This window comes from Pseudoalteromonas sp. SWXJZ10B, assembly GCF_015864475.1.
GTDB lineage: Bacteria > Pseudomonadota > Gammaproteobacteria > Enterobacterales > Alteromonadaceae > Pseudoalteromonas > Pseudoalteromonas arctica.
Window position 1 is genome coordinate 259,028 of the sequence record NZ_JADYXD010000002.1, and the last position, 14,594, is coordinate 273,621.

Here is a 14,594-nt window from a genome sequence, read left to right on the forward strand (position 1 = left end):
CATTTATTGATATTGCAGTATAAAGAAAAAGGATTTTGAACGTGAATACAAAAACCGATTCAAAAGAGGCTAACCCAAAAGAGGTTAATCTTAAACAAAGTAAACTCGCTCCCAAAATAGCGAGCTTATTTATGAGTATTGTTTTTTCAGCCATAGGAACGGGCTTGTTTGGTTTGGTTGCAAGCTTATTTGGCAACGTAAATGTAACCGAAAAAACAGTTGGCGGTGTGTGGATTTTACTGACCACGTTTTTTGTTATTTTAAATGTATTTGGTGTCATTATTTGGCATAAACCGAAATGGTTAATCACTGCTATAAATAGTGTGCTTAGATTTGCTAAAGAGCGCAAAGCAGCATTTTTTAGCGCCGTGCTAATGCTGATAGTACTAATAGCAGGCTATTGTTTTTTCCTTTCTTTACTACAGCCAATTAGTTACAAAGCAACTCACTCTACACCTGCTGTTACCACTTTATCTGATGTTTTAAACCCTGAACCGCTTTATATAGATTTTGCTCCTGTTTTAGATGATGTAGAGAACACGGATGCAGTGTCTTACTCGGTCGCAAAGCTTGCGCTTGTTGGCAAAGTGATCCCCAAAGGTATAAAAGTCACGCCAGAGCTAATTGGACAGTGGTCTTGGAATAGTGAAAGCCAGCTTAAATTTATTCCAAAACAAGATTGGTCAGCAGGGCAAGAATATACAGTACGTTTTGATTCGTCTATTTTTAAAAGCGATATACACCTAAGCGATAATGAGCATGTATTTAAAACTCCCGATTTTGAACTAATACTTAGCTCGCTCGCTTTTTATCAAGACCCTAACGTTAAAAAAAGTCACAAGGTGGTTGCAACATTAAACGCGACTCACCCAACAGATATAAGCACTATAAAAAATAATCTAAAGCTGACTCAATCACTTGAGCAAGATGGCAAAAACCAACTCGCGCAATATAAATTTGATGTTACTTACGACAAGCATCAACGAGAGATTTACATTACTTCAGAGCAAATACGTATTCAAGATACCGAAAGCTATCTGTATTTTGTTATTAATAACGGTGTAAAGCCGGTTATGGGTCCTTCTCAAACAACAGTAGAGATCAAAGACGCTGTGTTGATCCCAAGTGTAAATAGCTTTTTTAGAGTAAATACGGCCAATGTGTTGATGGTAAAAAATACGCAAGGGGAACCCGAACAAACACTTGTTTTAGACTTCACAGATGATATTTCATCGCAAGATGTGGTTAGTAAAACGGTTGCTTACGTATTACCGACTAAAGATTCAAAAGGTAACTATAAGTACTTCAGTAGCCCACGAGAAGTTACTGATGCAGTGCTTAAGCAATCTCAAAAAGTTAAGTTAAATGCGATTCCTACCGCGCAAGATACAACTAAGTTACACAGTTTTACGTTTGACGCCCCTCAAAACCAGCAAGTTTATATCGCGATTGATAAGGGATTAAAGTCGACGGGTGAGTTTACGATGGTGAATAAATACGACACTATTTTAGATACGCCGGCTTATCCGACACAAGTAAATATTATGTCTAAAGGGTCTATATTATCAAAAAATGGCGATCATAAATTGTCATTTTTGACCCGCGGTGTAAACGCACTTCAAGTTAAAGTAGGTAGGGTAGAAGCCAATCAAATTAACCACCTTATAAGTCAAACCAGTGGTGATATTTCTAATCCAGAATTTAATAATTATTACTTTACAGAAGAAAACATAAGTTCAATTTTTACCAGACAAGTTAATTTAAAATCGGAGCACCCTAAAAAAGCGGTCTATTCATCTATTGATTTGAGTAGTAAGTATAATGAGTCAGTTGGTTTAGGCTTATTTTTTATAAATGCTCAAGCGTTAAATACAGAAGATAATTACGTATATGGACCCCAAGAAAAACGACTTATTCTTATTACTGATTTAGGTATTTTGGTAAAAAATAATGCAGATGGATCTCGCGATATATTTGTCCAATCTATTGAAACAGGAAAACCGGTAGCAAAAGCGAAGGTGTCGTTATTGGGGAAAAACGGATTAGTTATTTTAAATGCTAAAACAGATTCTGAGGGGCACGCATTTTTCGACAACACAACGTGGTTTACTGATGATCAAACTCCCGTTGCTTTTGTAGTCGAAACTAAAAGTGACATGTCTTTTATTCCTTATAATCGCTATGCTCGAATGGTTAACTACTCTCGGTTTGATACCGGCGGTGTAAGTTCTGGGCTCAGTGGTAGTAATAAAATAGATGCGTTTGTTTTTTCTGACCGTGGAATTTATCGACCAGGCGATAGTGTTAAACTTGCCACGATTGTTAAGCAACAAAATTTTGCAAAACTGGGCGATATACCGCTTGAACTTATAATTACCGATCCTAAAGGGACAACTGTTTATAATAAACGTGTGAGCTTGGATAAGTACGGATTGCTTGATTTTGACTTTAAAACACAAAATAGCGCCAACACTGGAACGTATTATGTATCGGTCCAGCTTATTAAAAATAATAATAGCCGCGACCAATTAGGCAGTACTGAGTTTAAAGTTGAAGAGTTTGTACCCGATAGATTGAAAATCAGCAGTCAATTTTCTCAGTCATCTGCAAAGGGGTGGGTAAACAGCTCAAAATTTAAAGCATTGGTGAGCCTTCAAAACTTATTTGGTACACCCGCTCAAAATAGACGTGTTACTGCTGATTTACGTTTATCTCCAGCTGGTTTTTACTTTAATGAATACAAAGATTATGTGTTTTCTGATCCCCACAGTGAAGGGAAAAATATTAGACACAGTAATGAATCATTAACCGAAACCAAAACTGATGAACAAGGCAAGGCAGAGTTTGATATTGACTTAACCCGCTATGAGGCAGGTACTTATCAGTTAAATTTTGCAGTACAAGGGTATGAAGAAGGCGGTGGTAAAAGTGTTCGCGCAAGCAGCTCGGTGCTTGTTTCGCCAGTTGAGCAATTAGTTGGTTATAAAGCCGATGGCGATTTAAGCTACATATCAAAAGAGTCAAAACGTGTTGTAAAATTTATTAATATTAATTCAGAAACTGAGCAAGTTGCGCGTGATGATTTATCGCTAAATTTAATAGAACAACAATATGTATCTACGTTGGTGCAACAAAATAACGGCACTTATAAGTACCAATCGGTTAGAAAAAACAAACAGGTATCAAGCAATCCGTTTTACATTAAAGAAGATGGCGCAGACTACGAATTACCCACTGCTGAGCCAGGTGATTACTTAGTAGAACTCGTTGATGGCAAAGGGAATACCGTCAGTAGAGTATCGTTTACGGTAACCGGTACGGGTAACATAGCGGGTAAGCTTGAAAAAAATGCTGAACTGCAAGTTAAATTAAATAAACCGGATTACAAACCGGGCGAAACAATTGAAATAAGTATTGTAGCGCCTTATGTTGGCTCGGGTTTAATTACAATTGAAACCAATAAAGTACACGCTTTTAAATGGTTTGAGAGTAAAACAACAAGTAGCATACAAACAATAACGCTACCTAAAGGAATAGAAGGCAATGCGTATGTTAATGTTTCATTTGTTCGAAGCCTTGAATCGAAAGAAATATTTACAAGCCCATTAAGCTACGCAGTTAAACCATTTGCGATTGATCGTAGTAAACGCGCAATAGATTTTGACGTAAACATACCTGATAAAGTAAAACCAGGTGACGATTTAGTCATTTCATATAGTGCCAAATCACCGTCACGTGTTCTTTTATTTGCTGTAGATGAAGGTATTTTACAAGTGGCGAATTATCGGACGCCAAAGCCGTTAAATCACTTCTTACAAAAACGTGCATTAGAAGTTAGCACTATGCAAATTGTTGATCTTATTTTACCTGAATTTAAGCTAGTGCAAGAGCTTGCAGCTGCCGGTGGTGGTTATGCTGACTCAATGGCAATGAACCGCAAGAGCAAGCAACTTAACCCGTTTTCTCGTAAGGTACAAAAACCAGTCGCATTTTGGTCTGGTATTTTATCGGCTGATGCTAAAACGAAAAAACATACGTTCACTATTCCAGATACTTTTGCAGGTCAGGTACGTGTAATTGCGATTGCCGTAAATGACGAGGGTGTTGGTGTTAAAGAAAGTACAACACTTGTAAAAGGGCCCTTTGTATTAAGCCCTAATGTATTAACGACAGCGGCACCAGGCGATGAGTTTGATATTGTACTTGGTATTGCCAATGGCGTTGAGGATTCAGGTAAACAACTCCCAATTACGGTAGAAGCGCTTGCTTCAAGCAACATTGAAATAATAAGTGATAAAAAACTAACGCTAAATATTGATGAAAAATCAGAAGACACATTGACGTTTAGAGTAAAAGTGCTCGATAAGCTTGGCGCTGCATCAATTACATTTACTGCGCTGTCGGGTGACAATGTTAGCCAACGTACGGCTACGTTAAGTGTGCGCCCTGCGGTTGCATTTGTTAGTAGTTTTGAAAGTGGCTTTAGTGAATCAGGTAAAAAAGAAATAGCGGTTTCGAGACAGCTATATCCTAATTTAGCACAAAATAATATTACCGCTTCACAAAGCCCGTTAGCGCTTGTTGATGGTCTTATTAGTTATTTAGATAACTTTCCTCATATGTGTACCGAGCAAGTGGTAAGTAGTGTGTTTCCGGTGCTGAGTTATTTAGAACACCCAAGTTATATGGGCGATGTATCTTATAAACATGAGCGTATAAACAACTTAATAGATACCCTTCGTCAACGTCAGTTACCTGATGGCAGATTTATGTTATGGCCGGGTAATGCTAGTGCATCTATTTATTCTTCTCTTTATGTTATGCATTTTTTATTAGATGCAAAAGAAGCGGGCGTAGCAATACCTTATGATATGTGGAGCAGTGGTTTTGAAGGTGTGCGCAGTATAGCGAGCGGATCTTTAGAGACGAATGACAGAAACCGCGCTTATGCTATTTATTTGCTAACACGACAAGGTGAGGTAACAACTAATTACTTATCTGATTTAGAAAAAAGCGTAAATGCGAGTAATAGCAAAGTATGGCAGCAAGATATAACGTCCGCGTTTATGGGCGCAACTTATCAGCTATTACGTGCAAGCGATAAAGCGCAAGCACTGATCAATAGCTATAAAATTGGGCAAAATACGCAACACGATAATTGGGGCGCTTACGATTCTCGTCTAGCTCACGACGGACAGTATATTTATTTATTATCAAAACATTTTCCGGCTCGCTTAAAGCAGTTAACTAAAGATGATTTGTTTACTGTAGTAGACCCTATTTTTGAAGGAGACTACAACACGTTGTCGTCTGCTTGGTCGGTACTTGCTATGACGGCATACTCAAAAGTTGCGTTATCACAAGCCCAGCCTGAAGATGTAAAAATAATGGCAACAACGACAAAGGCAGATAAAAAGGCATTAGACGTAACCTATACACCTTATCCTAAAGCCTCGTTTTTAAATGACGTTAAAACGCTTGATGTATTAGCGCAACCTCGCTCATTTTACATGATGAGCCAAGCTGGTTTTGATACAAACGTGCCACAAAAGTCATTAAGTAATGGCTTAGAAGTTGTCAGAGAATACCAAGACGATAAAGGTAATATTGTAACCACCGCAGTTCAAGGTCAAGAGCTAAACGTTGTATTGCGAGTGCGTAGTACAACGGGTAAAAATATTTCGGATGTTGCTGTTATTGATTTACTACCTGGTGGCTTTGAAGTGCTCAGAGACAGCGTTCGCAATAGCTATAACCGCTGGACCTCTGACTATAAAGATATACGAGAGGATCGCGTTATATTGTATGGCAGCTTTGGCGATAGCATGAGTGAGCTTACTTACAAAGTTAAGGTTACTGCATCTGGCAGCTTTGTAGTGCCATCGGCTTATGCTGAATCTATGTATGATTTAAGTATTAAAGCGCACTCAAAATCGGGTCGTTTTGATGTTACCTCCGCTAAATAAAAAGTTTAGTTTTATAATAAAAACGGCTTTTTTTACAACAGCACTGCTTGCAGTGCTGTTGTATTTATTTACTCCAAAGCCTGATATTACTCAGCCTAATGCTTACTCAACGGCTTTTTACGATAGCAGTGGTAAATTACTGCGTTTAAATTTAGCCGCAGACGATAGATATAGATTATGGACGCCAATAGATAAAATCCCTTTGAGCGTTCAACAAGCGACTTTATTGTATGAAGACCAAGACTTTTATGAGCATGTTGGTGTCGATTTTATTGCTTTAATAAATGCGTTTTATACTAGTTATATTAAAAGAAGTCACCGAGTCGGTGCATCAACAATAACTATGCAAGTAGCTCGGTTACACTTTGGGATGAACACGCATGTTATTTCTGGAAAAGTAGAACAAATATTTCGAGCGTTACAAATTGAGCGACACTACAGTAAAAACCAAATACTCGAGGCGTATTTTAACTTAGCGCCTTATGGATCAAATATTGAAGGTGTTGGTGCAGCCAGTTTAATTTACTTTAAGAAACCAGCCATTGATCTTAATTTACCTGAGTCATTATTACTTAGCTTAATTCCGCAAAACCCTACCAAACGAAATCCCATTAAAAAATCGGCTAAATTGATATTGCTAGAAACAAGAAAAAAACTGTTTACTCGTTGGCTTGAAAAATACCCAGACGATAAACATTGGCTAGCAGCTATGCAATTACCGATAAAGGTATATGCCTCTTCAGACTTGCCTTTTGAAGCCCCACATTTTATTAATAATTTACAAAGCGAATACCCGCACTTAAAGCCTGGAGAATATAAAACGTCGATAGACCTTAATTTACAAAACTTACTTCAGCGCAATGCAAAAAATTATATTAATCGTAGGCAAAGAGACGGGCTTAGTAATACGTCTGCTATTTTACTAAATTATAAAACCATGGAAGTCGTTGCAGAATTAGGCTCTGTGGATTTTTTTAATAATGACATTAGCGGTCAAGTAAATGGTGTAAGGGCTAAACGGTCGCCAGGTTCAACCCTTAAACCCTTCATTTATGCTCTGGCGATAGATGAAGGGTTAATTCATCCATTAACGCTTGTAAAAGATGCCCCCAAACGCTTTGGAGGATATACACCAGAGAACTACGATCAGCAGTTTTTAGGCCCTATATCAGCCACTGAATCGCTCGTGTTGAGCCGTAATGTGCCTGCCGTTAATTTGATGTATCGCTTACAAAAAGTGGGGTTATACGATTTACTCGTTGCAGCCGATGTTAAAAAGCTTCAGCCTAAAGAGTTTTATGGTTTAGCGCTTGCGCTGGGCGGCAGTGAAGTAACGATGCTAGAGCTCGTCAAGTTATACGCCATGTTAGCTAATTTAGGGGTGTATAAGGATGAAGTTATATTAAAAAAAGACGCCACTGGTATTAACCAAAACAACCCAAACAACCCAAACAAACATATCAAGCAACTCATCAGCCCAGAGGCAGCCTACCTGACTTTACAAATGCTAAGTAAAAACAGTGCAGTTGATGAGATCTCATTTCAAAAAGAAAGAAGGCAAGCATACCCTGTATATTGGAAAACCGGTACTTCATTTGCTTTTCGTGATGCATGGTCAGTAGGTATTGTTGGTCCGTATGTTTTAGCTACATGGGTTGGTAATTTTTCAGGAGAAGGGCACCCATCTTTTATTGGGCGACAAGCAGCCGCGCCTTTGTTTTTCGAAATAATTCGTTCATTAGATAGTTACGGCTTAATCAAAGGCGATATAAAACCAGGTGGTTTAAATATTACAGAAGTAGATATTTGCTCTACAACCGGTGATTTACCTAATGTGCATTGCCCTAAAACAGAAAAAGGGCTTTTTATTCCAGGTAAGTCACCAATTAAAGTGTCCGATGTACATCGTGAAATTTATATTGATAAAGCATCAGGATTACGTGCTTGTCAGTATGATGAATCTACAACGACAAAAGTAGTTTATGAATTTTGGCCATCTGACTTAGTCAGATTATTTAAACAAGCAGGCATTGTTAAACGCCAACCTCCACCTTATTTAGATTCATGCTTAATTAATGATACGAGTACACAAGGCTCAGCACCGACTATTACATCCCCGAGTAATTTAATTAGCTACACGATAAGAGCCAGTAAATTAAAGCAAGAAAGCCTGCCTTTTAGTGCAACCACAGATACAGACTCACGAATTTTATACTGGTTTGTAGATAACAGCTTTGTTGGTAAAGTAGAGCGAGATACGCCTTTTTTCTGGCACCCGCAAGTAGGCGAATTTGACGTAAGAGTGGTTGATAATTTAGGGCGTAGCGCATCAGTTTCAATGCGTGTAAAGCTCGTTCAGTGATATTGAGTGTTCATGCATTTAATGTAATAAATAAAGGGTAGTTTTTTATAACTGTAATTTATATAAACGAGAGCGATTTACTCTTTCTTACCTATATGGATGTGGATGATGGTAAGGGACGCGGAGCTTTTGCTCGGTAGCCCACTAGACTACAAATCTCGGGCCGCGATTAAATCGGCTCCTAGATTGAAAAAATTTCAATCTACAAAGATCAACACGCCCTTATGACTTCATAGCCGCTAGTTTATATAGCGGAGTATCAAAATGACTTCGAAAGTACGTTACTTAATATTATGTTTTACTGCTTTAACTGCTGCGGCGCTATCTTGTGCTTTTAGTGCTTCTAAAATAGCGCGGTGCTCGTTTACACATTCAGAACTTGAAGTAATTCGCTTATAGTTTAAGCGCATACGCATTACGTACGGGTACCAAATATTAACAAGTTCTTCGCCACCAGCTTGGTATATTAAATACTGATGAAACGAAATATCAATTTTAGTTACTTCGGTATAATCTTCTCTATCGAGCGCGTCTTCTAAAGATGCTAAAATGCCTTCTAGTTCAGCAATGTTTTGATCAGTTAAATTACCGTTTAATTCAGTGATTGCGTACTCTTCAATACTACGGCGAAGTTTTATCATTAAGCGTTGTAATTTAGGCTCTAAAACACTATTTACAGACGCACCACAGTTATTGCGAGAAATAAGTAAACCTTCTTTTGTAAGCTGTAATATAACATCGCGAATAGGGCCGCGAGAAAGACCAAATCGCTCTGCCAGCTCTTTTTCATTTAACTTAGTTTGTGGTGGCATTTCACCAGAGATTATATCTGAGCGTAATTGCTCAGCTATTTGATCTTTTACAGATAAAATTTTAGTTGCTCTGTTACCAGCCATATTTATTCCTAAATTTGATTAACTTTATCTGACCCTAACATTAATTAATAAGCTTTGTTAATTTAGTCAAGATCATGTACTTATCTCAGTGTATATAAAAAAAGTGGAATGGTCTATTGTCAACACATTACAATAGACCAATAAATGTACAATTAATGGCTGTATTTACGATTATTTTTTAAAACGTCGTTCATACATAGACTCATTCATTGCTTTAGCTGCTTCAACCATTTCAGTATAGGGGCGATCTGTAACGCTAATAAAGCCAACATTATAGTTTTCGCCATCGTAGGCTCTACCAGTAATTGGCGAGTCGATATATTGAAACCAATGTGCGCCAATAAAGTAAGGGTTGTCGATGACTGAGTTCATGTAATCTGTATACATTTTTGCTCTGTCTTGCTGGTTAGCTGCATGTATTAACCCAGGGTGAAACAAACCCGAGTCAGATGCGCCAATATGAAATTCGCCAATAATTGCTGGTTTATCAAATTGTGATAAAAATGCCCATTTATCTTCTCTTAAGCCTTCTTTGTATGCATTAAAGCTTATTACATCTACATACTTAGCAGATGCTTTAACCACTTCGATTGGCATGCCCCAATCCGGAAAACGTGCACCTAAATACATATGATTTGGCAGGTATTTATCCATAGCAGCATCTACAACACTAAAATACTTGTCGGCATAGGCTGTAAGTAAAATAGCAAAATCACTCAGTTGTTCTTCATTTTTTATATCAACCGTTACACCTTTGTCAAACTCAACCCATGAGGCTAAGTTTAAGTGCCATACCTTATTAAGTTTAGCGACATCAGTATATTTTTCTTTCATTAAGCGAGAAAATTCAGCTTTAGTAGGCACTGTTTTAGCATCACGGCCTAAGGTATTAATAACAATACCATAATGGCTTTTAACGGAATCAGGGCGGCCAAAGCTTTTTTCGTTATCAATAAATACGCCTACTGCCCAAGGCGAATTTTTAACTTCTTTTGCAACAACACTAACGGTTTCGTTAGCACGCACTGTAAATTCAGGGTCGAATACATCCGGCATGGCTCCCCAAAAATCGCTTCCGCTTGATACGGTTTTAAAATCACCTATAATCCAACCATTGGCAAAGTAGGGCACTTTTTGATTATCGTAATAACTCGGATCAGTCCAATTACCCAGTGAGCTAAAGCCCCATGTGATCATTCTATCAAGAGTCACTTCTCGCCATTTTTGCATGTAATCTGCATTATTTTGACCATATTTACGTTCTAAATTAGCTGCGTAAAAGCTATATGTTTCGCCGTGTTCTAACGGACCCGAATGCGCACTTTTACGATAGCCAAAATGTTTACCTAGAGGCTCATTATAATCAGGTAGCCATTCAAATAAATTTTTACGCACTTGTGACGCTACAAAGCGGCTTTTAAGCGCTTCTTTATTTACTTGGTTTAACCCTTTTGAATCCTCAGGTGTTACACCTGCATTAGCTGGTTTAGCCAACAACGCTTGATCAAAATCGTAACCAGTTAGTGTTGTTGAGTTTGCAAGACGAATAATATCAATTCCAGTTGCAAGGTATAAATAGCCATCAGGGTCGACTAATGACCATTTATCATTATATTTAGCCGTTCTAAAATAACCAGTAGCTTCTAATTTTGGACCTTCTGCCCAGCCACCAAAGCGTGAGCGATTAGTAGGGCGTTTAGAAAGTAACTGTGCTGCTTCTTGTTTTTTGTCGCTCAATAGCTCGGCTTCTGAATGTACCTTCCCTGAAAATTCTTGTTTGGCATTTTGGCCAAATTCATCAACAATTTTGGTTAAAAAAGCAGTATTAAATTGAGGGTTTTTACGAAGTGAAATAGATTTTATTGCCAGCTCTTTGTCGTGCAGATTGCTTTGCACGCTAATGGATATTTTATTTATACCTTTTAAATTAAGATTTTTTTTACCCCACATAGAAATAAACTGTACCTCATCAGACTCCCACGTATCGGGGTTTGAACGAAGTCCTGAGGTAAAGTTTAGTTCTACATTTTCCTCGCCATCAGGGGTTGCAAGGTCATGCCCATCAAGCTTTGCGTAATACGTGTTGTATCCACCTACCGGTACATTAACGCTACGCGTATAGTTAGCACCGTCAATATCGGAGATATCTAAATAGATTTGTACAGAGTGTGTTCCTGGGTTTGCCAATTCAAAGGCAAGATTAAAATCACTAAATTCACTCCAATCCCAAGGTTTTTCCGGTGAAAAAACAATACTAGCGTACGAATTTTTCTTAGATTGAAATGTCACATCTAATACAGAGTTTTCTGCCTTTACAGTGGCTGCATTACTTTTGTATTGAACTGGGGTTAGCTGTGTGTGTGCAGCATCAGCAAATAAATACATTAATGTATCTGCTGAATTAACCTCTGTAGGCTCATTGGTTGGTTTTTCAACCTTGATTTCTTGTTGGTTACAGGCACTTAGCGCAAGTAAGAGCGATGTGAGTAGTATGTTCTTTTTATATTTCATTGCTGTTCAACCTTTAATTACAATTTAACATACCATACAACAAAAAAACCAAATTGAATATTGTTGACAATATGCAATTTTTGTTTTTATGTGTTATTTATAATAAACTTTTGATTTTGTTTAACTAATTTTTAATGTTAATTGTAAAAGAGTTTAAGTTAAAGCATGATTTCTTAAAATAGATGTTGCAAGTGCGTTAATTTTGAAATAGTCTCGAAGTTATTACTCATGGTTAATTGTTAACAATGTTGGGTTTTGACACTAGCACTCGCTTTATTCTCTATATAAAGCAACACACAATGATAACAACAAAGTTGGATAGAAGTATGAATGGTAGCAAACGTAATGTGTTTTTCTTTGCATTTATCGTCGCCTTTGGTGGCTTTATTTTTGGATTAGACGCTGCTCTTATCTCAGGTACGGTTCGTTTTGTATCTGCAGAATTTAATTTATCTGACATCCAAATAGGCACTGTAGTAAGTGCGCCTGGTTTTGGTGTGCTATTTGCTTTAGTCATTACCGGTTACATATGCAATATGTTTGGCCGAAAAAATACCTTAATAGGCATTGCGTTTATATACATACTGTCGGCAATTGCATCGGTTTTCGCGCCAAGTTACGAGCTATTAGTTACTGCTCGTTTTATAGGTGGATTAGCATTCACGTCTTTATCGGTCGCTGCTATGTATATAGGTGAAGTTGCACCGTCTAAGTACCGTGGTAAATTAGTGTCTATGATTCAAATAAATATTGTTGTCGGATTATCCGCAGCGTATTTTGCTAACTACTTACTTGTTGATTTAGCTCACAGTAATTTTGAGTGGGTAACACAGTGGAATGTACAAGATAATTTATGGCGCTGGATGCTAGGCGTTGAGATTATTCCTGCTATTTTATGGTTTTTATTATTATTTACTATTCCCCAAAGCCCGCGTTGGTTAGTTATGAAAGGCAACGAAACACGCGCTATAACTATCTTGCATCGTTTAAATAAAAATACTGAATTGGCCCAAGAGCAACTTAAGAGTATTAAAGAGAGCTTGGTTGATTACAGCGAAACAGGTGGGTATTTTTCTTCATTTAAACAACTACTCGAAAGTCGTGTTCGCACAGCTGTCATTATTGCTTTTACTATTGCTATTGTGCAGCAAGTGACGGGGATTAACGCCATAATGTTTTATGCTCCAACGGTGTTTGAACAACTGGGAGTCGGCACTGATGCTGCTTTTTTTAACGCTGTTTTAATTGGTTTAGTCAGTATTGTATTTACTGTGGTAGCTATTGCTTTGATAGATAAGTTAGGGCGCAGACCCCTTGTTATTTGGGGATTAGCAGCTGCAACAATTAGTTTGTTTATGTGTTATTTAGGCTTTAGCCAGGCAGAATATAGTTTGTCGGCTGAAGATATAACCTCGTTTTCAGCGTTAAACTCTATTACAGGACTGGAGCACATAATTGGTACCGTGTATCACAGTGATATTGAATTTAAGCAGGCTTTAGCGAGCGTACTTACAGCTTCGCAACAGCAATTATTTGAAAGCGATTTAATTTCACGCGCAGCAACTATAAACGCGCCACTTATATCATTTGGTATAGCGGGCTTTATTGCAGCCTTTCACTTTTCGATTGGGCCAATTATGTGGGTGATATTTTCTGAAATATTCCCGACTCGTATTCGAGGTGTGGCCATTCCTACCTTTGCATTTATTGCCAGTGTAATTAGCTATTTTGTTCAGCAGTTTTTCCCATGGCAGCTAAGTAATTTAGGCGCTGCAAACATCTTTTTACTTTATACCGTATCGGGTGTAGCCGGCTTTGCATTGTTATTTAAGTTTATGCCAGAGACTAAAAATAAATCGATAGAAGAAATTGAAGTCTACCTAGAAGGCCTACACACTAAAAAAGTACAGGAGGGTGTGTGAGTACTTTACTTGCTATTGGCGAATGTATGGTTGAGCTAGTACCAACAGGTATTAGCGAATGCAAGCAGTCATTTGCGGGCGATACTTACAATGCTCTTGTGTATGCAAAGCGTTTTGCTAACACACTAAATTGCGCGCTATTTACAGCTGTAGGTAGCGACGTACTGAGTGCCAATATGCTCAAATGTTGGCAACAAGAAGGTATTAGCACGCAAAACGTGATTACAACAGCAGACTATAACGTGGGTATTTACGCTATTTCAACGGATGCTGATGGTGAGCGAAGCTTTGATTATTGGCGTAATCAATCAGCAGCGAAGCATATGATGAGTTTATATACTCAAAAGCCATTTAATTTAGGTTTGAAAGAATCAGACTGGGTGTTTTTCAGTGGCATTAGTTTAGGTATTTTAGATGATGAATCTAAACAAGGTTTACTCACATTATTAGCTGATCTTAAAAAACAAGGCTGCACAATTGCGTTCGACCCTAATTATCGCGCGCGTATGTGGCAATCAAAAAGCCACGCTATTGAATGGCTAGAGCGTGCTTATGCGCTTAGTAATGTAGTTTTACCAGGTCTTGATGATCACCGTGTGTTATTCGGTCATTCAAGCATTGCAGAGATTGTTCAGTACTGTACACAATTTGATATCGACGAAATTGTTATTAAAGCTGGTAGTGCCGGGATGCAGGTTTATTGCAAAGATGACCTTAAAGCGTCATGTCCGTTTACACCCGCTGCAAAGCAAGTTGATAGTACAGCGGCAGGTGACTCATTTGCCGGAACCTACTTAGCCGCCAGAATGTGCGCACAAAACCCTCAAAATGCATTAGAAATGGCTGACAGTGTTGCCTCACAAGTTGTGCAGCATCAAGGCGCTATTTTACCTCTTGACGTATACCAGTCGCTAAATATAAGCCTAGGTAAGTAAGG

The 14,594-nt window shown here is 38.1% G+C and carries 6 protein-coding genes; 4 read left to right on the forward strand and 2 right to left on the reverse strand.

Annotated elements, in window-relative coordinates:
• Positions 1–41 precede the first annotated feature (41 nt).
• Both I6F54_RS03060 and pbpC read left to right on the forward strand, forming a co-directional pair.
• Positions 42–5,966: an alpha-2-macroglobulin family protein gene (locus I6F54_RS03060; protein ID WP_197139633.1), complete on the forward strand. Its 5,925-nt coding sequence runs from the start codon at positions 42–44 to the stop codon at positions 5,964–5,966.
• Positions 5,947–8,328: a penicillin-binding protein 1C gene (pbpC, locus tag I6F54_RS03065; RefSeq protein WP_197139635.1), complete on the forward strand. Its 2,382-nt coding sequence runs from the start codon at positions 5,947–5,949 to the stop codon at positions 8,326–8,328. Before I6F54_RS03060 ends, pbpC begins: the two co-directional genes overlap by 20 nt.
• Before the next feature lie 281 nt (positions 8,329–8,609).
• Here pbpC and I6F54_RS03070 read toward each other — a convergent pair whose 3' ends face one another.
• Positions 8,610–9,224 (reverse strand): GntR family transcriptional regulator, encoded by a 615-nt coding sequence (locus I6F54_RS03070; protein ID WP_149605600.1) that lies wholly within the window; start codon positions 9,222–9,224, stop codon positions 8,610–8,612.
• Positions 9,225–9,395: 171 nt separating this feature from the next.
• On the reverse strand, positions 9,396–11,735 hold the full coding sequence (locus tag I6F54_RS03075; RefSeq protein WP_197139637.1) for an agarase: 2,340 nt from the start codon (positions 11,733–11,735) through the stop codon (positions 9,396–9,398).
• Between the two features lie 326 nt (positions 11,736–12,061).
• On the opposite strand from I6F54_RS03075, the gene I6F54_RS03080 reads away from it, so the two are divergent.
• Both I6F54_RS03080 and I6F54_RS03085 read left to right on the forward strand, forming a co-directional pair.
• Positions 12,062–13,657, forward strand: coding sequence for an MFS transporter (locus I6F54_RS03080; protein ID WP_165727473.1), 1,596 nt, complete (start codon positions 12,062–12,064; stop codon positions 13,655–13,657).
• Positions 13,654–14,592: a sugar kinase gene (locus I6F54_RS03085; protein WP_197139639.1), complete on the forward strand. Its 939-nt coding sequence runs from the start codon at positions 13,654–13,656 to the stop codon at positions 14,590–14,592. Before I6F54_RS03080 ends, I6F54_RS03085 begins: the two co-directional genes overlap by 4 nt.
• The last annotated feature ends 2 nt before the right edge of the window (positions 14,593–14,594 follow it).